The organism is Marinobacter sp. F4216, from assembly GCF_019931195.1.
Lineage (GTDB): Bacteria > Pseudomonadota > Gammaproteobacteria > Pseudomonadales > Oleiphilaceae > Marinobacter > Marinobacter suaedae.
The window spans coordinates 473080-496598 of the sequence record NZ_JAIOUO010000002.1 but is presented as its reverse complement, the minus strand read 5'-3'; the positions used below and the strand labels follow the sequence as shown (position 1 = coordinate 496598).

Here is a 23519-nt window from a genome sequence, read left to right as displayed (position 1 = left end):
CCAAAGTTACCAAAATTTCTATAAAAACTACAAAGTAAGTCATCTTTGATAATTCTTCGATTTTGTTTTAAAAACTACTGATGCAACTTCTTTATATAAAGGATGCCTAAATAATTTTAGAGAGGCCAGCCAAATAGGTGGTAACAGAGTGGCAAGGATAAAAACAGATTTCCATGGGGGTTCATCATTAAATGAAACAAAAAACGAAATAATCCATGTCACAAAACTACAAATAAAAGAAACACCAATGCTAGGCAATATTGACCTTAAAAAAAATTTAAAATCAAACTCGAAAAGTCGCCATAAAATTATGGTAACCAAGATTATCTCTATAAGTCCAAGAATGATAAACGCCCCAGCCACCGAATGTAGTCCAAAAGGGAAGGCGAGGATCACAAGGATAAGCACGGTAATTAGAAGTACCGCCTCTTTTATAATCATGATTTTTTCTTTGCCCAATGTGATCAGAAAGTTGTTGGCGAAGTTATGGGTCGTGCGTAAGATGAGCCAGACGCCAAGGGCTGATGCGATAGGAGCTGCCGCGTCCCATTGATCGCCGAAAAAGAGGCGTATAACGGGCAAACTCGCAATTGACGCAACCGCTAGGACGGGCCAAGCAAAGCCGGTTGCAAGTACGGTTGCAAGGATGTAGGCACTCACCATATTCTTGCCGGAACGGCGGGTCTCAGACAAATAAGGGAGGACCACTGGCTCGGCGCCTTTTTGCACAGTGCCAGCCAAAAAGTCCATTAACCCCATTCCTCGTGAAAAAAGGCCAACTTGGGCGGTTGACCCCAGCTTCCCAATTACTATATCCGGAACTAGATTAACACCGTTTCTAAAAAGGCTCGTCAGTGAATTATATATACCGAATCTGGCAATGATCCCGAGCCTTGAAAATGCGGGTTTATAGTAGGATTTATACTTTGGGTAAATGCCAATTATTGCTAGTTGAATGGTGATCCTGGCCACCTGCCCCCATGCTAACGAATAATAGCTAAACCCCATATTAATTAAAAAAACTATTACAATTAGTGACGCAATAGCCCCCGAAAAATTAGCAATGAGAATCAGTTTGAAATCAAAGTCCCTCGTCATCAAGGCAAAAGGGATACTTATAAACGGTGCTAAAAAAAACCCTATTGAAAGTATCGAAAATATTTCTGACAAGGGGGGAAGATTATAGAAATTAGAAACGACGGGCCCAGCGAATAAAATGAAGGTACCGAGTCCCCACGAGGTTATAATTGTAAGCCCTAATGTTCTTCTTATGATATCTTCTGTAAGCTCTTTTTCACGAATAAGATAGGGTCCGGCTCCAAGCATTTTGAACTCGCTGATCATTAGAACAACAGCGCTCGCTATGGAAAAGGTGCCGATTTCGGAAGGGGTAAGAAGTCGAGCTACGATCATCATTGTCGCCAACCCGATAAGTTTCACACCATATTGGGAAATCGAAGAAAATATAACTGCTCTTCGAACTTTAGACATAAAATAGCGTCCGAGGCCATGGGAATATAATATTGATAAAAATATAGAGCGATTTTCTTGCGAATCGCTCTAGGCCTTTAAGAGTAAACCTTTTTGGAGCCGAGCCGGGCCAATATCGACCAGGCCTGTACTCGTGGTGATCAAGGTTCAGCAATCTTTCGCTCCTAATTCCTCAAAGAGTGCTCCTGCCTTGCTTGCATGTTGATCCCACGTGAAGTGATCGAGTACATGCTGACGGCAATCTTTATGGTCGAACAATCCTTTCCCGATGCTGTTCTTTAATTTATAGATGGCATTGGCAATGGGCTCAGGCGAACTGCAATCGGCTATTAATCCTGTTTTGTTAATATGCATGGTCTCGGCAGTGCCGCCGGAATTTCCCGCGATTACGGGCTTTCCTGAGGCCTGAGCCTCAACCAAAACCATTCCAAAGCCCTCTATGTCACGTCCATCTGTTCGGTTTGGAAGGATGAAGAGATCACACTGCTGGTAACAACGTATTAAATCGACATCGTCCAGTTGCTGTAGAAACTGAACGTGATGCTGCAGTTTCAGGTCGATGACAAGGCGCTTAAGGTGGTCATATTGTTCGCCTGTACCAACTATGACGTAAAGAAGATCAGGTATGTTCTCGACCGCTTTGGGTATGGCCTGAATCATCATGTCGTGACCTTTTCGCCGCTGTAATCGGCCTACCGTGAGACAGACGAATCTGCTGTCCCAGCCGTACTCGGCTCTGAATTCCGGATCTTCAGGAGCAGGGCAAAAGCGATCTGGATCAACACCAGGATTTAAAACCTTAATTTTCTCTCTCGGGACATGCCAATGCACTTCAAGCAGTGCACCCGTGTTCTGACTGTTGCAGATCAGTTGAGTGGCTCCACTTAGAACCTTTTTCACAATCCAAATGAGCTCCCGACTGGTTCGGGCAGTCTCAATATCTTCTCCGTGGACATAGCAAACGAGCGGCTTGTTGAGCATTCGTGCCAATATTAGCCCGATAAACCCTTCGGGAATCGCTCGGCCGCAGTGAATCTGAGACAGCCCTTCTGGACGCAGTTTCCGTATTTTTAGAGTGGACCGAAGATAAAATCCGAGGCCTTTTAGATCTTTAATCCCCCAGCTTTCTGATTTCATTGGGATACGTTGGATGTCCTGTGGAAAGTCGCGGTCAATTTCCTGTTGTTCCGGAATCGAATGCTCATGAGTGATGATTCTGACGGTACTCGGTTCCAATCGTCGATAAAGCTCGAAGAACCAACGGCCGCTGCCTCCATGCGTTGGGGGAAATATTTCACTGAGCAGTAAAATTGACATCAATAAATTCCTAGCTCGCTCTACGAACTAAATGGGCGGTTGGCAAGGGCCTCTGGTTCTGCTTTTTCCACTCGGGCCTACCCTAAGTATCTTTGCCACCAAATCTCGTACATCAGCATGGTCCATAGAACAGCGGAGTGATCGAACAGGCCCTTCTGGTGCTGGTCCCAAACGAGCTTCACATGGTCTTTACGAAACAGCTGGGCCAACCCCTCACCTTTATGAAAAAGATAATCCTCTGCGATCGCTTTCAACTCCCCTCGCAGCCATTGGGCTAATGGCGTGGAGAACCCCATTTTCTTTCGATTAAGTATTTCGGGGGGTAACAGAGGACTTAGCGCTTTCCGCAGGACAATTTTTTTGTCACCTTTGTGGAATTTCAGAGCGCTTGGAAGGCGGTTAGCAAACTCAATGATCCGGTAGTCCAGTAATGGAGATCTCAATTCAAGGGAGTTTGCCATGCTCATTCGATCTGCTTTCACTAGGATGTCCCCTGGCAAATAGGTATGCATATCCGTATACAACAGGCGCGACAGGTGGTCCTTCGAGTCGCGCTGATGATAAGCATATTCAGTCAGTTCGCTTGGATGATAGTCGCCCAGCGTCTGGCGAAAGTCGTCGTTCAGCAGCAGTTGCCAGATGTGGTCATCCAGTGATGTATTGGTGACATAGAAGGCTTTAGCGGGATCCAGGCTGAGGCTGTGCATCAGTGAACCGGCACGGCGAAGATATTTGTTGGGAACCTTACGTAACGCGGGCGCCAGCTGGCCCATCACTGTTCGGAACGCGGAAGGGAACTTGTTGCGAAGCTGAGTCTCCCGCCAGTCCGTGGCGTACTTCTGGTAACCGGCGAAGATTTCGTCTCCACCATCCCCGGTCAGTGCGACGGTTACGTCCTGTCGGGCGAGCTCAGACACCAGGAACGTTGGCACCAGGCTTGGATCAGCGAAAGGTTCATCCAGAAAACGGCAGATATCCAGCAAGCGCTCGGCGACGCCCTCGCTCACGGTATACACACGGTGATCAGTGCGGTACTGATCCGCTACGGCCTGGGCAAACTCGGTTTCATTGAAGTCTTTTTCTTTAAAGCCTATGGAACAGGTTGTAACGGTTTTGCCGCCTTTAGCCATCATGGCGACGACACCGCTGGAGTCCACGCCCCCACTCAAAAAGGCACCGAGGGGAACATCGCTGATCATGCGCTGTTTCGTGGCGTCCTCAATCAAATCCAGTAACTGGGCCTTGGCGTTTTCCATACTTATCGATTCGGGCTCGCCCATCTCCGGGGACCAGTAGCGACGGATTTTTATCAGACCAGCGCGCGTGCGGTGCAAATGGCTGCCGGGCTCCAATTTGAAGATATTCTCGAAAATGGTCTTTGGATCTGGCACGTACTGGTAGGCAAAGAAGTCGTACACCGCATCTGGCCTGATGTCGCGGGGCACATTCGGGCACACCAGCAGTGCTTTCAGTTCCGAGGCGAAAAGCAACTGTCCACCATGCTCCGTGTAGTACACCGGTTTCTTGCCAATTCGGTCCCGGATCAGGTCGAGAGTTCCTGCCTCGTTATCCCAAAACGCGATAGCGAACATTCCGTTAAGTTTCTCGACGGCGCTCACGCCCTCTCGAATGAGCAATGTCAGCACCACTTCGGTATCGGTTTGGGTTCGAAAGCGAACGCCCTGCTCCTCCAAGTCCCTGCGGAGCTTCTGGAAGTTGTATATTTCGCCGTTAAAAACCAAGGCATAGCGGCCATCCTCCGAGACAAAAGGCTGGTTGCCGGCTTCCGATAGATCAATGATGCTCAACCTTGCATGCCCAAAAACCGCACCATTGAGTTGCATGACGCCTTGGGCATCCGGTCCCCGATGGCGAAGCGCACCGACCATGGAGCGACCGAGATCTAGGTCAGTGCCCGAGGGATATTCTGTTGTAAATCCTGCTATTCCGCACACGTGCCTAATCCCTAAAGACCAATTGGCTCAAGCCTGAACAAACCGTGTTTTCGTGATGAGCTTTTAGTTCCCCCCGCTCTCGCAGGCCGAGCGCAGCATTGGTGATGGTTTCCGCCTTCAAATCGCACTGAGAACGCAGAAAATTAACAACCTTCTCAATCCGCATCATGAGGCGGCCTTTTTCACTCTCGGTTTGCACGTAGCGGGTTGAACCAGGCAACAGGCTGGAACTGTGGAGATACATATGAATCACCGGGTAGTCCGTCTCCAGCAACTGTTTACACAGGGCAATCATGTCTCTGGCCGATGATAGTTCCGGACTCAGGTAGATTTTTCTGTGTAACCTCAGCGCCCAGAGCGCGCCAATCACCCGGAAACGTGCCCATTCTGGTTTTTCCAACGACTGATGCAGACTTTGGGCTTTTACGAAGGGCCGGTGATTAAACCCTGCTGTGACCGGTAACTCGATGAGTTCAGGTGTTGTGCCTAAATGGGACATTGCCAATGGCCAGCTGTCATAGTCCGCACAGCTGAACCATTCGGTTTCATAGAAAGGGTAAATACTGGAGTCCACCAGATAGCCCTGCTTGGCAAGCTCCCGGAGAATAGGATCGGTGATACCCCAGCGCCCGGAACGAAAGGCTGTGGGCTTTTGGCCAGTCACGTTGTGGATACCTTCCGTGAGTGACCGGAGCTGAGCGGAGACCGTGTCCATCGGCAGGTTGACGATGTGGGAGTTGGCTTCAGACCCGGCAGGCACAACCGGCGGTGTCACCCAGGGGTGCAAGTGGGCGCCGTACTCAATCTCAGGCTCCGACTTGTAGAGATCCGCCAAAATCTGCCTCGAATGCTCGTTCTCAATCACTGCATAGTCCAGAAAGTAGGTCGTACGCAAACCCATGCCTCGGACCTGGCGCTGAAAGGTGGGCAGATGGCTGACATTTTCCACCGATATAACCCGGTTAGGGAATGGCCCTTCCCAGTCCCACTCCTCTTCGGTATCAATGCTGAGTACAAACTTGATCTCACGCATCTTCGACTATCTTCCCCGTTGTAAGTTCGTGAAACAGTGCCGCGTATTCATCTGCCATCGCAGCAGCGGAGAACTTTCTATAAACCCTGGAGCGACCCGCATCTGCCAGACTCGTTCGCAAATCGGCATCTTGCGACAGCTCTGTCCAGGCCTTTGACAGTGCCTGGATGTTGCCGTAGGGAATCAGTAAACCCGTTTCTCCCGAAGTCACCAGTGCATCGACCCCGGGAATATCAAACGCAGTCACGCAGACCCTTGCTGCCATGGCCTCCATCAGGCAACGTGGAATGCCCTCAAGAGATGAGGTCAGTACAAAGGCATCAAAGGTTGGAAGAAACGCGAGGCGGTCATCCCGAAACCCCAGAAACGCCACGGAATCTGAAAGCCCCAGTTGCTTAATCAGCTCCATCAATTGTGCTTTCTCATCGCCATCCCCAATGAATACCAATCGGGCATTCCGGTTTTGCTGATGAAAAAGTTCAAAGGCACAAATCGTCGCCTGCAGGTTCTTTCGACTGATCAACTGACCGATATAGCCAATGGTGAAATCCGATGTCTCGCGAGGTTTTGGGCTCGAGATCGCGGTTTCGACCTCGGTGAGATCGACCCCATTGTTGATCATCCGGACTTTGCAACCGCCTAACCCGTAATTCTCAACGATCGTCTTCGCTATTCCTTCGGAAAGTGGGCACACCCAGTCAAACCAGTGAAAAGCCTTGCCTCCGAGCCACAGATAGGCCTTCAGCCACTGGTCTTCGGCATTCTCAAAACCATGCGGCGTACATACGGAGCGGATACCGGCAAGTTTTGCGGCGACAATACCGAGTATGTCGGATTTGTAGCCATGGGTGTGCAGAACATCTATCTGGGACTTTTTCAGCAGTCTGGTCAGACGGAGAACCGCTCGGGGGTCGAACTTGGAAGACATCTTCAGGCGATGCTGCCGGTCGTCAGGCAGCCCGGATCGTGTGAGCACTTCATCGGAAGCGCCGAGCTCATCCGTGATCGCAATATGGTATTCAATTTCGGGGTCGGTGTTTGCAGAGACCAGCGCGTTGATCCATCGCTCGGCACCGTAGTAACCGGTAGGACAGATAAACTGCAGCACTCTGATACTCATTCCGTGAGATCCCTTGTCAACAAAAGCCTCGTCCCTTTAACAGTGCCTGCGGCACGCGCCACGAAGTACACCGAGTAAAAAAGCACCAGAAAGTGCAGTGGCTCGTGGTTGGACTGCTGCACAAACAGCCTTACGCTATACAGAAGTATGGGTAACAACAGCATCATGAGGCCAATAAAAAATGCTGTCTGTGAATAGACCCCCATTACCGCCACAACAAGTCCGAGAAGCATCCAGAAAGGCAGCAGGATACTTGGCCATTCCCGAAGGGGTACCTTACGCCCGGAAAGAGAAAAAAGGTTGTACTCCGAACGCCAGATTTCTTTGGTGAACGTCTGCCGAAGCGTCCTGTCCTCGCCCAGATGCACATAGTGAGTCTGCGAGGTGTAGTACAGATCCCCTAACTGCGAGAGTTTCTCGGTGTAGTAGTAGTCTTCACAGGTTTTCAGGTGTTCGGGGAAACCTCCGACTTTGTCATGGGCTGATCGTTTTACCAGAAGATTCCGACCGGGGAGAAACTGGACGGGCTCATCGAGGCTCACATTGCTGAGAGCTACCCTCAAACGCTCCACTCGCCCCGCGTTTTCTGACGATTTTTGCATCGCACTGACCAGAACCCTCTCTGGCATCTGTGCCAGAAGACCGGTGCACGTTTCCAGCCAGTCCATGGCTAATCCTATGTCCGCATCAAGAAACGCAATAAGCGGTGCCCTGCCTGCTGCTACGCCGATGTTGCGTTGTTCGGAAATGGTTGAGGCAGTTGGCGCCCGGATTATATTGAGCTTGTCGTGTTCCTTAACGGCAAGCGGGGCCTCGTTTTTTGTCACCACGGTAACACTTGCGATTTGCTCTGGGCGGTTTTGAGCGAAAACCGACTCAAGTGTCTCCAGCAGCAGTTCGGGCCTGCCCATGTGAGGGATTACAAAATCAACAGCATCCATACTGAATTTCTCCGACGGCTCAAGAACTCATCAAGCCAACTTGACCAGTTCTGCCCGTCAATGATGCGGGATCAATCGTCATGGGTCTGATCTCTGCGAAGCATCGGAATAACGGGATTTCACAACAACCCCAGGATTGCCCACCACAATGGATCCGGCAGGGATATCGTGTGTGACGACTGTGCCCGCTCCGATGACACAGTCCCGACCCACGTTCGCCATGATCAAGGCGCCGTTACCAACCCATGAATTCTCACCCAACGAAATTTTCCTGTACTCGCCCCCCTGAAGTCTCAGCGGGATAGCGGGATCATCAAACCGGTGCTGGCTTTTTCCACTGAGGATGTGAACGCCGCTTCCAATGAGGCAATTGGGATGAATGACCGATAGCCCGATATTGCACTGGGGGCCGATATAAATACCACCGTGTAATTCTGTGTCCTGGTGAGAAAAAAGACTGCCAAAACCGATCACATTGTCGGAGCCGCAGCGCGCCATCGAGTACCGATAAAATGCCACCCTTAAATAACTGCCAGACAGTCCGGGAATCAAAGACAGAAACTGTGAAAAACCGGCAAAAAGGTGCTCTCCTCGGCTTACCGGCCGGAGCAACCAATAAAGCACAGCCAGCGGAGCGACCAAAGCCAGTGACAACAGGTTGGCCGCACCTTTCACTCGCTCCTTGAAATCCGTCAAACGTACGTCCTTGTCTCAAGCGAAGCTACCAGATCCTCAAGAATGGAATCCCAACTGTGATTCCGCTGGATGTAATGGGGGCTATTTTCTGAGAAACGCTGCGACAACTCGGCATCCGTGAGCAATCTTCTTATCGCCTCAGCAAACTCTTCACCGGTATTGGCTACCAGAATCTCTTCGTCCGGCTTGGCATTGATACCCTCAAGACCCATTTGCGTCGTTACAACAGGCAATCCACATGCGAGTGCCTGCAATATCTTGTTCTGCACGCCCCTGGCGAACCGGAAAGGCGACACAAACACATCGGCTTTCTGGTAGTAAGGCACGATGTCGTCAACAAAGCCAGTCACAACAATGCCGGGCTTTTTACCCAATTCCCTGATTTTGCTCGAAGGGTTCATGCCCGCAACGACGAACTGGGCTTCTGGCCACTCTTTCTTAATGTCGTCCCAGATCGTCTCCACGAACCATTGAACAGCGTCCTCGTTCGGCTTGTAATTCATCACACCCGTGAACAAAAATACCGGTTTACGGGGATTGGCAGTGCGACGAAGCGGGAAAAAAAGCTTCGTATCTATGCCATTTCCCAGGACTCTTAGCCTGCTGCTCTCAGGCAATTGGGCGGCAAACAAATCAATTTCATTTGCCGAAACGAAAAAGCACTCATCAAATACTTGGTAACTCTGCTTTTCGATGGCGCTGATGAGCTTTGCCTCTCTACCGTAGACAAGGCTCATCGGTAGGGACGAACTGGTTTGATACTGTCTCCACTTATCAGAATCAAGGTCCATAAAGTCCATGAGCAGCCTTACCTCGGCCTTCCATGGAGCCCCCATCAAGCTCTTGTTACGGAATACATAAGGAGCCATCGCCGACCCGGTACAAAGGACGGCATCAATGCTTCGCGAACCCACAAGCTCGTCAAAGGTTCTTTGTAGTCGAGCACAGTAAAAACAGGAGGCTGTCAACGCCTGGTTAGTAACAAACCCTCGGGCCAACCGAGCAATCTTGCTGTTGAGGGGGAACATTTGCACTCGGATTGCCAGTTTTTTTTCCAAGGCAACGGCATACTCTATTTCCTTTGCACTCTCATACGGAGCAAGGACGACGACGTCATGGCCCCGAGATGCGAGGTACTGGATCTGATGAAATGTGCGGATCTTTTCTCCTTTGTTGGGAGGAAATGGGACTCTGTGGGACAAAACAATTATCTTCACGTTCGACACCACCCGTTTTTAATGGTTCGTACCGCACGTTCCACCCTGAATCTCCAACGCTCTCGTTGTAATTCAAGCTGAACCAGTTGCTGGTGAGGTTCAGCGAGTTGGAGCTTGTAACGATCATTGCCACCCATGAAATCGTAAAAATCGGCCCCACGCTCCATGTAATCCTTGATACAGAGGCTGTGGCCAAGCAGTCCAGGCTTTAACTTGTTATCTTTTTCCGGCTTTATACCCGCCAGATAAAAATACACACGATTCCTGAAAATCAGGTTGTAAAAAGTGGCAAGCACCTGATCTCCGGCCTTCAGCGACACCAGATCGGCAGCACCCGCTTCCCAATGTTCGCGGAGGTATGCCTTGTGGAAGCGCACGAAATCCGGATTAGCAAATCCGCTTTGACCAGGTCCACTACCCCAACGCAAAAGATGAAGTGGGGCGATAGAATCAAACCTGGCTTCAGCCTCTTCCGCGGTTTTCGGCCTTTCCAGAACCAACGGGCCTAGCGCTTCGTACCGGCGCAACGACCGCCGAACTTGATGACGGGTATTTCCCGAAACCGTATCGAGAAAATCCACGCCGGAGGCCCTCAGCGAACGCAAATCCACCCCATAACAAGGCGCTTCCCAAATAACGTGGGGAACCAGTGCAGAGGCGTTGGTTAACTCGCGTGCGTACACACTATCAACTCCGCTCAACACGATTTCATCCAAATCTGATCGCGTTTGAATAAGATAGTCTATAGCGGCTTTGGAAACCTCTGCCTCCATGCCCTTTTCTGCTAAAAAGCCGTTATATTCAATCCAGATCTGATCTTCTGATGCGTATCCGGTCTGGTGTAGCCGAAGGCGCTGTGAGACCAATAGCCCGTGCCTTCGTTGGGAGGATTCAGTCAAAAGCCCCAAACCCACCAACCTCTCGCCTTCGCTGACCCGCAAGACGATCAACGTGGGCTTGTAGACCGCAAGCCAGGTCCCGATCCATTGCCAGGACAAAAACACACTCGGCTGAGCGCGCTCCTCTAGGGACAGCCAATCTTCCCTGATCCGCCCTGGCTCAGTACCAGCCGTACCGCAGTGGACGCTCAGCCCCACACTGGGTTACTCCTGAAAAACCAGGCCAGAGAACTTGTCAGACCCCAGTGCGTCTACCGATTCAGTGATGACTTGCCCCGTCACTTCTCCAAACGGAACACCGAAAACAATCTGATCGGCAAACCGTTCCAGAATCCGTGCTTCCGCACTTATACGAAAAGGTGGTGCATTCATAACAATGCACCGATCCGGATAACGGTTCTTCAACTCGGACAACAATTCCCGCATGCGTACAGAAGAGAACAGCTCAACCGCAGAAGAAGCCTGGGTTCCGGCCGGGATGACCGAAAGCCGCTCAACACCGCTCGGATAGATAATGGACTTGATGGTTTGTGATCGATCAGCCACGAAATCAGTGACTCCAGCATCCATGGGAACGGAAACAAGACCAGCCAGCTCGTCGCTATGGGGATCACAGTCCACAAGCAGCGCAGATGTATGTGAATCCAGAGCAAAGGCCGTAGCGAGGTTAAAAGCGGTCAAAATTCCGCCTGAACTCTTGCCAAGACTGCTGAACATCACAGCAAAGTTACCTTCTCCGGCACGCTTACGGAGCTGGATTCGAAGCTCCCGATAGGCGTCCATCACCTCTTTGTCAGGCATGCCTGAGTAGATTATTTTCCGTTCCCGAAGCTGTTCCCGAGACCAGGGCCGGGGATTGCTGATGAGCGCCAGAGATACCGAAGGATCGTAAAGTTCAGGGGCTTGCATGCCCGCAGACTCACCTGTATCCACCTTAACCCAATTGGGATTTCCACCATCAGAGGCAGAGTGAGGTTTCTCTGTCCGCCCCCCCTCCTGGGCACTGGACACATCGCGACTGCGGTTGACTTGCCGGCGCTCATCCTGGCTTTTCAGAAGCGCATTATAGAGTTTGCTGTCGTCCATCAGTCGCTCCCAAATCCAGCCATTGCGCTCACCTGTTCCATCAGTTGCTCTGGAGCCATCCCCATGACACTGAAGAGTAACACCGCCATGTAGGCTGCCATGAATACCGCCAGCAGAATCAACGTGAACAGGACATCCTTTCGGAACAAGCTGTCTTTCCAGGTACTGCGATAATGGGGAATGGTTGTAAGAACCGAGATGGACTCCGGTACAGCCATTTGAAGCGCTCTGGGCGAGCGCACCCTCTGATCGAACATGACCAGCATAACCAGCAAGCCCATTACGGCGGCGCTGCCAAGGAAGGGCCCGGCAAGACCGATCTCATGCAATTGAAGACCATCCCAGGTAGCGGGGTAAGAGGCCGGCTCCTGGATTTTGTAACTCACGCCCTCACCCTGCACATCGAGGGTCATTGATAATCGAGCGTTCTCACGACGCTGAAGCATGTCTTCGTAGACTTCTCGCGTTACGTCGTAGTCCCGCGTGAGTTCGGCAAGCTCCGCCTCGTTCTCAGCCACGCGCTCAGAACGCTCGTACTCCTCTTGAAGAAGCCGCTCGATCGATGCCAGCCGATTTTTCTGGACAGCCAATTGTGTCGTGCCGTCTGACAGCTGAATTTTGAGATTTTCGTAGACCGGGTTCTCCAGAACTTCGACAACACTCCCTTCCCGGTCGTCATCGGTCTCAGTGGAAATCCGTTTCTCCAGGTCGGCGATCTGGGCACGGATATTGATGACATCCGGATGGAGCTCACTGTATTTCAACAAGGCGGAGTCCAGGGCCTGACGCATCATGACCAGTTGTTGCTCTGCGGCAGACTTGCCAGGATCGACTGTAATGCGAAAAACCGGCTCTTCATCATTGAGCTGGCGACGGGTGAGCTCTACTTCAGATTCGGTTTGCTGGATTTCCAGCTTCAGGTTTTCAATATCACCGCGAAGGTTTTCAATTCTTGAAAGCACACTGCTTTCAGTGCCGTCCTGATTGGCCGTTTTAAATTCCTTCAAACGCTGTTCGGCCGCTTCCAATTGCCGCTGGTAGGACTTGACCTGTGAATCAATGAACTGAAACGCACCCTGGCTTTCGGAGCGCTTTTTCTGAACCGTGCGCTCAACGAACCGATCAAGCACCGCACTGAGAACCTTAAAAGACTTCTCCGGACTGTCGCTGGTGTAACTCAATTCAAGAAAGTTCTGATTGGATACCCGAATCTGTACATCGTCGCGCAGAGCGCCAATCATCCTGTTGCGTACCGCATCGGTTTCACCGCCGCTGATAAGCCCCGTATCCCGCGAAACCTGCTCAAGGAAAGTCCGGCTTTGCAGCATTTCCCGGGCTTCATTGATGCGGTCTATCTGCGTTACTTCAGCTTTACCCCTGAGTAGCGGCTGGAGAATGTTGGATTGATCAGCATACAAGACCGCCCGAGAGGTATAGGTCTTGGGCATTATGTAGCCCAGCGACAACACGCTTGCCGTCACTAGCATGAAAATGATCGCCACAACAAACTTGTGCCGGTATAACTCGAGCTTTACAGCGCGGAGCATATCGAGAATGAATTGAATATCCATCTAGACTCTTCCCTGATCAGTGACTTGCAGCGACTGCTGAGTTACCCGGCAGCTCCCATAAGAAGGCAGCGGCCGAGCAACAGCCACAAACCCAACCATCGGGTCTGTTCCTGAATTCTTCAAAAAGTTCGGCCGCAGAAAAATAATAAGTACAGCCCGGGCAGAGGCAGCCAAAGAAATCAGACTTGCAAGAAATACCTTCCGACAGCGGGCCGTCAACACCAAAATGTCAGGCCCAAATACAGAAAGCATCAGATCAAGAACAGCAACGTAAAACTCACGACCCCCTCTGCACGACACACTACGCAACGTCCCTGCCGCCATGTTCTTCCCCGTGGTCTGTTTGCCAAATCGCAACACACCAACCCTCCGCGACAGACTTAAAAGTCCTCTGTCGCTACATATTTGGTATGACCACATTCTGCGCCCAGGCGAAACCAATCTCAATCGATTTGTATCTTTTTGTGATCAAGATTACATTACGTCAATGTGTTGTACCACTTTTAATACAGACTCCGTTGTGTTCCCACTATTACTGGGTGAGACTACTGAGCTGTGGGACGGGATCAGACTGGGAGCGGGCCCACTTGCTGAGCCCAGATATTTTTCGACACACGGAGGATGGTCTCATAGGGGATCATCTTTGCCTGAGGCTGGAGATGATGGTCGGACGCGTTACCATCATCTGATCTTGCTGGCGCAAAAACGCCGTCGAAGGAACTGACGATGTACTTGGAATTCTTCGGTCTACACCGACACCCATTCCGAATCACTCCGGAAGATGATTTTATCTACATGAGCCGGCAACACTCCCGGGCTTATGTGTATATGTCCTCGGCAATCTGGTCATCCGAAGGATTTGTAGTCATCAGCGGCGAAATTGGTTCTGGCAAAACCACCCTCCTCAAGAAAACCATCCGAAGCCTCGATGCCGACCTGAAGCTCCTTAATATTTCTTACACCAACCTGGAATCGAGGGATCTGTTTGGACTGATACTACGGAAGGCAGGCGTTAAGATTGAGGACGATAGCAAGGTGTCCATGCTCTTTCAGATCACCGAATATCTGGAGCGGATGGTTGCTGCTGGCACGCCTGTTGTTCTGGCGATTGACGAGGCCCAGAACCTGTCTCGTGAAAACCTGGAAGACATCCGCATGCTGACGTCGATGGACAACTTGGGCGGTCCCGCCATGCGGGTTATTCTTCTGGGTCAGCCCGAACTCAAGCAAGCGGTTACCGCCATCCCCCAGCTGGCCCAACGAGTCAAACTGTTCTTTCATCTTGAAGGGCTTACCCAGACTGAAACGGCCGAATACATCGATTATCGCCTGCTTGTTTCCGGACACGGCGGCAACAAGCTGTTCGATGAAGATACCGTTCGTGAAATCCACAAGCTTAGCCAGGGCATTCCGAGGCTTATCAACAAGCTGTGTGACGGAATGATGATGTGCGCCTACTCGGAAGATCGCCCTTTCATCGATCCTCACGATTTGAAGAGCATTCGCAAGGATTTACTCGGGGAGGAGGACTTTCCAGAACCTCCGACCTTGCGGCTTTCTGACGCGGAAAAGTTTCAAGATACGACAGGCTCCAGAAGCCCCGGCGAGCTGGAATCACACGCAACAGTGAACGCTCTTGTGCGTATAGCCGACGCTCTTGAAAGAATCGAGTCCAGACTGGCAAAAGCGTTCCCGGAAGATCAACCACATAGTGACGATGCCACCGTGCCTGGCGAAAATGTCAAGCCGTTGGGTAAACGCTGATCAGGCAACGGCAGTCAATCGGTATGGCTTGAACCTGGGAACCTGGTGGCCAGGAAACACTCAACAAGACTTTGAGATGCCCCAGGGAATGATGCCCCATTCACTGCTGATGGCTCATAACTAGCGCAGTCCAAGGAGAAGGGAAAATGAAAATAAAAAAAAGGAATTTGAGCTCATTATCGAAGACCATCCTGTTTGGCAGCCTTTTACTGACACTCACGCACCTGACCGGGTGTAATGAGCAGTCCACCACGTCTGATGCAAGTTCACACATAACTCGCGCCGAAACCTACGCCAAGCAGGGACAGTTCCGCTCTGCTTTTATAGAAGTAAGGAATGCCATCCAGGCTGAGCCGGGTAATGTCGACCACGTGCTTCGGCTAGCCAACTTATATCTCGACGCCGGTGCCTCGAAGGACGCCGCAGATCTCCTTGAGCCATGGTTCGAAGACCACAAAGAAGCCGTCACTCTTACCCTGGCTCGCGCATACGTAAGCCAAGGGAAGCACTTATCAGCGACGGAAACACTGGCCAATTTCACGCCTGCGTCAGAGAGCGAACAACTGGAAGTGTCACTCATTCAGGCCGAAGCTCTGCGCCAGCGTGGCGAGTTTGAAGGAGCCATCGCACTTTTCCAGCAACTCAGTGAAAGCAACCCTTCCAATGTTGACGCCGTCGAAGGCCTGGTTAAGTCACAATTGGGACCACAGCAGTTTGACGAAGCCGTCAAAACCGCAAAAAAATGGCTGGAAACTAACGAACCGGAGCCGGAAGTACTTTACTGGAAAGCGCTTGCACAGTACCAACTGGGCGAAATGGAACAAGCCGGAGCAACACTGACCGATGCAGTCTCGGTCGTACCAACCGCCGATGTATTTCTGCCAATTCGAAGAAACATTCTGACCGCTCTTTCTCAGGTATTAACCGCTCAGGGCCGAATCACAGAAGCACAGATATACAACAATATTCTTGCGGAGAACACGAATACCGCCGTGCAAGAACAGTTCGAAGCGGCTATGTCTGCCGTGAAAGAAGGACAAGTGGAAACAGCCAAAGCCCAGTTACGTGACCTGCTAACAGCCAGCCCCGATAACGAACAGATTACCCTCATGCTGGGTGCACTGAGTGCCAGCACCGGAGAACTCGATGAGGGTGTTCAGCTACTGACAGAAAATCTGGACCCGGAGACAGCATCTACGCCGCTTATTCGAGCCGCAACCGTTGCTCAGGTCGACGCCGGGGAGCGCGAGGAAGCCCTGAAAACTCTGGAGCGCGCGATTGAAGCCCGCCCAAATACCTCAGAGCTCCTGGCAATGCATGGCATCCTCGCACTGAACATCCCTGGCCACCACGACGCTGGGATCGAAAGCCTGACCAAGGCCATCAGCCTTACCCCCGAAAACACTCGCCTGCACCTCGCACTCGCGCGCCATTTCCAGCGAAATAACGAGCCTGATCAGGCGCTCAGCAACCTGCGCACGGCTTTTACCAAGGCTCCTGACGACTGGATTACGACAGCCTATTATCTGGACTTTCTGCTCCGTACCGAGGCTAAAACCGAAGCCGAGGAAATTCGAGACTCCTTACTCAACGGTTATCCGGAGGACCGCCAGGCACAGCTTCTTGCCAGCATGGCGGACGCCCGACTCAATAATCAATCAGCCGCAACCGAGCGGTTAGAGGCCCTCGTGAAAGCCAACCCGGACTGGCAACCCGGACTGAGAGCTCTGGCCAGCACGTACCTACTTAGCGGGGAAAAGGACAAAGCCGTGGGAACCATGGTCGAGGTAGTGCGCTTAAACCCCAACGATGTCGGTCCACTGTTGCAGACATCGCGCCTGTACGCGCAGGATCGCACGCCAGAAGACGTGAAGAGCTGGCTGGCGACGCTGGGGCAGCAGCACAGTGAGCTTGAACCCCTGGCCGTTGGCTTGGTCGCACAGATCAATATTCGCGAAGGTAACCTGGCAGAAGCGTCGGATCTCCTCAAAACCCAACCCGACAACCACAGTTTTATCCAACAAACAACGGCTAATCTTTTGGCGGCTGAGGCAAGGCAGGCGTTGATTTCGGAAGATTTTGAGACCGCCCGCACCAAGATTACAGAGGCCATCGCCCTTCAGCCAGATAATATCAACCTCGCCCTGATTCCGGTCCGGATCGCTGAACTGGAAAAAGGCGTCCAGCATGCTCGGGATACTCTGAGAGATGTGGAGAACACATTCGGCAAACAAAGCATCACCGTCAGAGCGCAGGCAGGCTTAATGCTGAGAGATCAGCGCCCGGATGATGCGATCAAACTTCTGTCCTCTTACTATGAGGAAACCGGAGATTTGGATTCGCTGGCCTACCTCGTCAGTGTGTCCCAGGCAACGCAGTCAGAAGATGCTGGTCAGTTAAGCCTCGAGTGGGTAACCAAGGCTCCGAACAGTCCTGCCGCACACCTCAGGCGTGGCGACATCCTGCTTCAAAGTGGTAGTCAGGACGAGGCAGCGGGCCACTACGAAAGAGTGTTGGAACTGCAGGACAACAACGTCACCGCGATGAACAATCTGGCCTGGATACTCCGCGAGAGCGATCGGAGCCGGGCACTGAAACTTGCTTCGCGGGCTGCCGAACTGGCGCCCAATAGTGCCGCTGTTCTGGACACATATGGCTGGATTCTTCATCTGGACGGCCAACACCAGGCCGCTGCGGAGCAGATCGAAAAAGCCCTGGAACTAGAACCTGATCAAGAGGAGATAGCTCAGCATCTGGAGCAGGTGCGTGAACTACTCTAGGTCCTACCCTGCCCCATGATCCGACAGGGCTCTTGAGGGCCAAGCTCATATCCGTTAAAGCAAAAGGGCCGGTGGACAAATCCACCGGCCCTTTTTTCAGCCTGTTCCGATAAGGAAGGGCTACTTAACCACCAAACTTGGCCTTAGCCTTGAGGCGGTACGCGTGCAGCAGCGGCTCTGTGTACCCGTTTGGCTGCTCACGGCCTTTCAGGATCAGATCCATCGCTGCCTGGAAGGCCACGCTGTCGTCAAAGTTCGGGGCCATGTTGCGGTAAGCCGGGTCACCAGCGTTCTGCTGATCAACGACTGCCGCCATGCGCTTCATGGTCTCTTCGATCTGCGCTTCGGTGCAGATACCGTGGTACAGCCAGTTGGTCAGCAGCTGGGAAGAAATACGCAGAGTCGCGCGGTCTTCCATCAGGCCCACGTTGTTGATGTCCGGAACCTTGGAGCAACCAACGCCCTGATCCACCCAGCGAACCACGTAGCCCAGGATACCCTGTGCGTTGTTATCCAGCTCCTGCTGGATTTCTTCCGCGCTCAGGGCGCTCGGATCTTCCATGACCGGTACAGTCAGGATGTCGTCGAGGCTGGCACGGGCGCGGCTCTCGATATCCTTCTGAACGTCAGCCACGCTCACCTGGTGATAGTGAGTGGCGTGCAGGGTTGCAGCGGTCGGAGACGGAACCCACGCGGTATTGGCGCCAGACTTCGGATGGCCGATCTTGGCTTCCAGCATGCCAGCCATCAGGTCCGGCATGGCCCACATACCCTTACCAATCTGGGCGACGCCACGGAAACCAGTTTCCAGACCAATGTCCACGTTCCACTGCTCGTAAGCATTGATCCAGGCTGCCTGCTTCATTTCACCCTTGCGGATAAAGGGACCCAGCTCCATGGAGGTGTGCATCTCGTCACCGGTGCGGTCGAGGAACCCGGTATTGATGAACACTGCACGCTCTTTCGCAGCGTGGATACAGGCCTTCAGGTTAACGGTAGTACGACGCTCTTCGTCCATGATGCCCACTTTCAGGGTGAAGCGCGGCAGACCCAGAGCGTCCTCCACACGACCGAAGAATTCGTTGGTGAAGGCCACTTCTTCGGGACCGTGCTGCTTGGGCTTAACTATGTAAACAGAACCCTTGGTGCTGTTCTGGAATTTGCTGTTGCCCTTCAGATCGTGGATCGCGATCAGAGACGTCACCAGACCATCCATCAGACCTTCAGGCACTTCGGAACCGTCGCTCAGCAGAATCGCCGGGTTGGTCATCAGGTGACCCACGTTACGGATAAACATCAGGCTGCGGCCCTTCAGAGAGAGCTCGTTGCCGTCAGCAGCGGTGTAGGTGCGGTCGCCGTTCATCTTACGGGTGAGCTGCTTGCCGCCCTTTTCAAAGGTTTCTTCCAGGTCGGCCTTCATCAAGCCGAGCCAGTTGCGGTACGCCAGCGCCTTGTCGTCTGCGTCAACGGCCGCAACCGAGTCTTCGCAGTCCATGATGGTGGTCAGTGCAGACTCCATCAGAACGTCTTTAACGTTGGCTCCATCGTCTTTGCCAATCGGATGGCTGGCGTCGATCTGAATTTCGAAGTGCATGCCGTTCTTGACCAGCAGTACCCCTGTCGGCGCGTTAGCCGCACCGGTGTAGCCCACGAAACCGGACTCATCTTTCAGGCCAGTGGTTTCGCCGTTCTGCAATTTAACAGCCAGCTTGCCACCTTCAACAGCATACTTGGCGGCGTCCTTGTGGCTACCAGAAGCCAGCGGCGCAGAGCTGTCCAGCAGATTACGGGCCCACTCGATCACCTTGGCTCCGCGAACCGGGTTGTAGCCAGGCCCTTTGTCCGCACCACCCTCTTCAGAGATGGCATCGGTGCCGTACAGCGCGTCATAAAGGCTACCCCAGCGGGCATTGGCGGCGTTCAGGGCAAAGCGGGCGTTCATGATCGGTACCACCAGCTGTGGGCCGGCCATGGTGGCGACTTCCGGATCAACATTGGAGGTGGAGATTTTGAAATCTGCGGGCTCGTCAACGAGGTAACCGATGTCTTTCAGGAAGGCCTTGTATTCGGCCATGTCCAGCTTCTGACCTTTGTGGTCACGATTCCAGCTGTCCATCTTTTCCTGGATCGCGTCACGCTTGGCCAACAGTTCGCGGTTGCGCGGAGCCAGCTCGTTAACGATCTTGTCGAACTCGGCCCAGAATTTGTCCGCATCGACACCGGTCCCCGGAATCGCTTCATTATTCACGAAATCATACAGATTCTTCGCGACCTGAATGCCGCCGATTTGTACGCGTTCTGTCATCGTTGTCTGCCTCAATGGGTGATGTTTCCGGTGGCCTCCTCCGCGCAAACGCACGGAGGGGGACCGTCTATTTCTAATTTGAGGGCCGCATTGTAAGGGAAAACGCCTATGAGGTCATGCCCACCCTTACACCACGGCAATCGAAGCTCTGACACCGGCCGCTATGCCCTGCGCCAGGTCGTGCCCTCCCGGGAATCGTCCAGAATAATGCCTTTATCCGCGAGCTCATCCCGGATGCGGTCGGCTTCTGCAAAGTCACGGTTCTTGCGGGCATCTGCCCGGGCCTGAATAAGTCGGTCAATGTCCTCCGCACTCAATTCACCGCCCGCGTCCGCCTGAAGAAAGGCTTCCGGATCCTGCTGCAGAAGTCCGAGAATGGAACCCAGGCGCACCAGCACGGCGGCACTTTGCTTGGCCTCATCTTCCCGACCTTCACGACGCTGCTGGTTGATGTCATTGGCCACGGCATGAAGGACCGAGATGGCACCCGCGGTATTGAAGTCGTCGTTCATGACTTCCATAAAACCGCGGTCGTGCTCGGTTTCAGGGACCACCCCCGCCTTGGACGGCATAACCCCGCGCAGCGCCAGATAGAGTTTGGTGAGGCTGCGCCCTGCCTCGGCCAGATTTTCCTCCGAGTAGTCCACCTGGCTGCGGTAGTGACTGGACACCAGGAAGTAGCGCACCACTTCCGCCGGGTAGCTTTCGAGGATTTCTCGAATGGTGAAGAAATTGCCCAGGGATTTGGACATTTTCTCTTTGTTCACGCGGATCGCGCCGGCATGCATCCACGTCCGGGCAAACTCTTGGCCCGTTGCACACTCTGACTGAGCGATTTCGTTCTCATGGTGGGGGAACAACAAATCCGGTCCGCCACCATGAATATCAAAGGTATCCCCGAGGCAGCAGGTGGACATGGCGGAACACTCGATGTGCCAGCCAGGGCGCCCCTCACCCCAGGGTGAGGACCAGCTCACTTCGCCTTCACTCGCCGCTTTCCACAGCGCGAAATCAGCGGGGCTGCGCTTGGCTTCGCGAACATCGATGCGGGCGCCAGCGACCAGATCCTCGAGCTTTTTCTTGCTCAGTTTGCCGTACTCATCGAACGAGTCCACGGCAAAGTAAACATCACCGTTGTCCGCCGCGTATGCGTGTCCGCTGGCCACCAGCTTGTGGATCATCGCGATAATTTCGTCAATATACGCAGTAGCGCGGGGCTCTTCGGTTGGAGACAACACACCCAACCGGGCTTCATCCTCGTGCATGGCCTCGATCATACGGTCGGTCAGGTCGGTAAAGACCTCGCCATTTTCGTCGGCCCGGCGGAGGATTTTGTCATCAATATCCGTGATGTTGCGAACGTAGTGCACGTCGTACCCACAATGACGCAGGTAACGGGTGATCACATCGAACGATACCAGGACCCGGGCATGCCCAAGATGGCAGTAGTCGTACACGGTCATGCCGCACACGTACATCCGTACCTTGCCGGGCTCGATGGGCTGGAATTCTTCCTTTCGCTGTGTGAGCGTGTTGTAAATACGGATCACTTGCCCCCCTTACCCCAGGAATCGCGCAGAGTTACTGTGCGGTTAAAGACCGGACGACCGGTTTCAACAGTCAGTTCCTGATCGCAGAAGAAATAGCCTTCACGCTCGAACTGATACGGGATGTCCGCTCGCGGCTCCGCCAGGCCCTTTTCAACACGGGCGCCCTTGAGCACCACCAGGGATTCCGGATTCAGGTGGTCGACAAAATCCCCGTCCTTGTCGCTGTCCGGGGATTCGTGGTTGAACAGGCGGTCATACACATTGATGTCCGCTTCCACGCTGTCGGTGGCAGACACCCAGTGCACGACGCCGTTGGGCTTATAGCCTTCCGGGTTCACTCCCAGGGTCTTCGGATCGTACTCACACTTGAGCTCAACAATCTCGCCATTGTCATCACGGATGATTTCCCGACAGGTGATCACATAGCCACCGCGCAGGCGAACTGCCTGATCGGGGGCCAGACGCTTCCATTTGCGGGGAGGCTCTTCCACGAAATCTTCACGGTCGATGTAGAGGGTCTGACTCCAGGTCACCTCCCGCTCGCCCATCTCCGGATTCTGGGGATGCACCGGCAATACCAGGGTTTCAGTTTCGTCGGCCGGATAGTTGGTCAGCGTCACTTTCAACGGACGCATCACACACATGGCGCGCGGAGCCCGGGCGTTCAGATCTTCCCGGATGGCAAACTCCAGCATGCCGACATCAACGGTACCACCTGCCTTGTTCACACCGACCATGTCGCAGAACGCTCGGATAGAGTCGGGCGTGTAGCCTCGACGACGCATGCCGGAGATGGTCGGCATGCGCGGGTCATTCCATCCACCCACATGGCCCTCATCCACCAGACGCTTGAGCTTACGCTTGCTGGTGATGGTGTAGTTGAGGTTCAGGCGCGCGAATTCGATCTGGCGCGGCTGACACGGCACTGAGACGTTTTCCAGAACCCAGTCATAGAGCGGACGGTGATCTTCAAATTCCAGCGTGCACAGGGAATGGGTAATGCCTTCCATCGCGTCGGAGATCGGGTGGGTAAAGTCGTACATCGGATAGATGCACCACTTGTCGCCGGTCTGGTGATGGTCAGCGTACCGAATCCGGTACAGAATCGGATCCCGCATATTGATGTTCGGGGACGCCATATCAATCCTGGCCCGCAACACCAGTTCACCACTCTGATACTTGCCCGCCCGCATATCGCGGAACAGTTGCAGGTTTTCCTCTACCGGACGGTCACGGTAGGGGCTGTTACGGCCAGGCTCTTTCAGGGAACCACGGTATTCAGCCATTTCGTCTGCGGTCAGAGCGCAGACATAAGCCTTGCCCTTCTCAATGAGTTCTTCCGCAAAGGTGTACAGAACGTCGAAGTAGTCGGACGCGAACCGGATATCACCGGCCCACTCGTAACCCAGCCATTCCACGTCCTTCTTGATGGAGTCAATGTACTCCTGACTTTCTTTTTCGGGATTGGTGTCGTCAAACCGCAGGTTACATTCGCCACCAAAGGTTTCCGCGATTCCGAAATTCAGACAAATGGACTTGGCGTGGCCAACGTGCAGGTATCCATTGGGCTCCGGCGGAAAACGGGTAATTACATTACCGGTGTGCTCGCCTTTGGCGATGGCGTCTTCGATCAGGCTCTGAATAAAGTTATGGGCTTTCTTCGATTCGGCGCTCATAAGTTCTCTGCAAAAGGAGGTGGATCAGAAACCGGCTATTATACTCACAAATCCCGCCCGGACTCATGCATCGCTGGAAACTCTTGCGTACAATAATGCGCTCATCTTTGTGCACATC

At 53.0% G+C, this 23519-nt stretch carries 16 protein-coding genes; 2 read left to right on the top strand and 14 right to left on the bottom strand.

Annotated elements, in window-relative coordinates:
* Nucleotides 1–39 precede the first annotated feature (39 nt).
* The 11 genes from K8I84_RS02785 to K8I84_RS02735 all read right to left on the bottom strand — a co-directional run bounded on the left by K8I84_RS02785 (nt 40) and on the right by K8I84_RS02735 (nt 13326).
* Nucleotides 40–1491, bottom strand: a complete 1452-nt coding sequence (locus K8I84_RS02785) for an oligosaccharide flippase family protein (protein ID WP_223793195.1) — start codon at nt 1489–1491, stop codon at nt 40–42.
* Between the two features lie 147 nt (nt 1492–1638).
* Nucleotides 1639–2808 carry a glycosyltransferase family 4 protein gene (locus K8I84_RS02780; RefSeq protein WP_223793194.1) on the bottom strand — a complete coding sequence of 390 codons (1170 nt, stop codon included), beginning with the start codon at nt 2806–2808 and terminating at the stop codon, nt 1639–1641.
* 77 nt (nt 2809–2885) lie between these two features.
* Nucleotides 2886–4763 (bottom strand): asparagine synthase (glutamine-hydrolyzing), encoded by a 1878-nt coding sequence (asnB, locus tag K8I84_RS02775; protein WP_223793193.1) that lies wholly within the window; start codon nt 4761–4763, stop codon nt 2886–2888.
* 4 nt (nt 4764–4767) lie between these two features.
* A complete protein-coding gene (locus K8I84_RS02770; protein WP_223793192.1) occupies nt 4768–5796 on the bottom strand; it encodes a WalW protein in 1029 nt (342 codons plus the stop codon).
* Nucleotides 5789–6904 carry a glycosyltransferase gene (locus K8I84_RS02765; RefSeq protein WP_223793191.1) on the bottom strand — a complete coding sequence of 372 codons (1116 nt, stop codon included), beginning with the start codon at nt 6902–6904 and terminating at the stop codon, nt 5789–5791. Before K8I84_RS02765 ends, K8I84_RS02770 begins: the two co-directional genes overlap by 8 nt.
* Nucleotides 6905–6912: 8 nt before the next feature.
* On the bottom strand, nt 6913–7857 hold the full coding sequence (locus tag K8I84_RS02760; RefSeq protein WP_223793190.1) for a glycosyltransferase family 2 protein: 945 nt from the start codon (nt 7855–7857) through the stop codon (nt 6913–6915).
* A gap of 78 nt (nt 7858–7935) precedes the next feature.
* Entirely contained in the window at nt 7936–8553 is a 618-nt protein-coding gene (locus K8I84_RS02755) for an acyltransferase (protein WP_223793189.1), read from the bottom strand.
* Nucleotides 8550–9770, bottom strand: a complete 1221-nt coding sequence (locus K8I84_RS02750; protein WP_223793188.1) for a TIGR03087 family PEP-CTERM/XrtA system glycosyltransferase — start codon at nt 9768–9770, stop codon at nt 8550–8552. Before K8I84_RS02750 ends, K8I84_RS02755 begins: the two co-directional genes overlap by 4 nt.
* Entirely contained in the window at nt 9767–10867 is a 1101-nt protein-coding gene (locus K8I84_RS02745; protein ID WP_223793187.1) for a GNAT family N-acetyltransferase, read from the bottom strand. Before K8I84_RS02745 ends, K8I84_RS02750 begins: the two co-directional genes overlap by 4 nt.
* Nucleotides 10868–10873: 6 nt before the next feature.
* Nucleotides 10874–11755: a polysaccharide biosynthesis protein gene (locus tag K8I84_RS02740; RefSeq protein WP_223793186.1), complete on the bottom strand. Its 882-nt coding sequence runs from the start codon at nt 11753–11755 to the stop codon at nt 10874–10876.
* Nucleotides 11755–13326, bottom strand: a complete 1572-nt coding sequence (locus tag K8I84_RS02735; protein ID WP_223793185.1) for an XrtA system polysaccharide chain length determinant — start codon at nt 13324–13326, stop codon at nt 11755–11757. Before K8I84_RS02735 ends, K8I84_RS02740 begins: the two co-directional genes overlap by 1 nt.
* A 726-nt stretch (nt 13327–14052) precedes the next feature.
* Here K8I84_RS02735 and K8I84_RS02730 point away from each other — a divergent pair.
* Nucleotides 14053–15090, top strand: coding sequence for an ExeA family protein (locus K8I84_RS02730; RefSeq protein WP_223793184.1), 1038 nt, complete (start codon nt 14053–14055; stop codon nt 15088–15090).
* Between the two features lie 146 nt (nt 15091–15236).
* Complete coding sequence (locus tag K8I84_RS02725; protein ID WP_223793183.1) at nt 15237–17870, top strand: tetratricopeptide repeat protein; 2634 nt, start codon at nt 15237–15239, stop codon at nt 17868–17870.
* Between the two features lie 124 nt (nt 17871–17994).
* Here the strand turns inward: K8I84_RS02725 and K8I84_RS02720 are convergent, their stop codons facing one another.
* From K8I84_RS02720 to K8I84_RS02710, 3 genes are all read right to left on the bottom strand, one after another.
* Complete coding sequence (locus K8I84_RS02720) at nt 17995–20175, bottom strand: malate synthase G (RefSeq protein WP_223793182.1); 2181 nt, start codon at nt 20173–20175, stop codon at nt 17995–17997.
* Between the two features lie 161 nt (nt 20176–20336).
* Nucleotides 20337–21725 carry a cysteine--tRNA ligase gene (gene cysS, locus K8I84_RS02715; RefSeq protein WP_223793181.1) on the bottom strand — a complete coding sequence of 463 codons (1389 nt, stop codon included), beginning with the start codon at nt 21723–21725 and terminating at the stop codon, nt 20337–20339.
* A complete protein-coding gene (locus K8I84_RS02710) occupies nt 21722–23401 on the bottom strand; it encodes a glutamine--tRNA ligase/YqeY domain fusion protein (RefSeq protein ID WP_223793180.1) in 1680 nt (559 codons plus the stop codon). Before K8I84_RS02710 ends, cysS begins: the two co-directional genes overlap by 4 nt.
* Between the last annotated feature and the right edge of the window lie 118 nt (nt 23402–23519).

What these genes read in the sequence shown, in the direction of transcription:
- K8I84_RS02740 (WP_223793186.1), bottom strand. Translation starts at nt 11,755, where the DNA reads ATGGACGACAGCAAACTCTATAATGCGCTTCTGAAAAGCCAGGATGAG.
- K8I84_RS02725 (WP_223793183.1), top strand. Translation starts at nt 15,237, where the DNA reads ATGAAAATAAAAAAAAGGAATTTGAGCTCATTATCGAAGACCATCCTG.
- K8I84_RS02710 (WP_223793180.1), bottom strand. Translation starts at nt 23,401, where the DNA reads ATGAGCGCCGAATCGAAGAAAGCCCATAACTTTATTCAGAGCCTGATC.
- K8I84_RS02760 (WP_223793190.1), bottom strand. Translation starts at nt 7,857, where the DNA reads ATGGATGCTGTTGATTTTGTAATCCCTCACATGGGCAGGCCCGAACTG.
- K8I84_RS02780 (WP_223793194.1), bottom strand. Translation starts at nt 2,808, where the DNA reads ATGTCAATTTTACTGCTCAGTGAAATATTTCCCCCAACGCATGGAGGC.
- K8I84_RS02720 (WP_223793182.1), bottom strand. Translation starts at nt 20,175, where the DNA reads ATGACAGAACGCGTACAAATCGGCGGCATTCAGGTCGCGAAGAATCTG.
- K8I84_RS02730 (WP_223793184.1), top strand. Translation starts at nt 14,053, where the DNA reads ATGTACTTGGAATTCTTCGGTCTACACCGACACCCATTCCGAATCACT.
- K8I84_RS02735 (WP_223793185.1), bottom strand. Translation starts at nt 13,326, where the DNA reads ATGGATATTCAATTCATTCTCGATATGCTCCGCGCTGTAAAGCTCGAG.
- K8I84_RS02770 (WP_223793192.1), bottom strand. Translation starts at nt 5,796, where the DNA reads ATGCGTGAGATCAAGTTTGTACTCAGCATTGATACCGAAGAGGAGTGG.
- K8I84_RS02785 (WP_223793195.1), bottom strand. Translation starts at nt 1,491, where the DNA reads ATGTCTAAAGTTCGAAGAGCAGTTATATTTTCTTCGATTTCCCAATAT.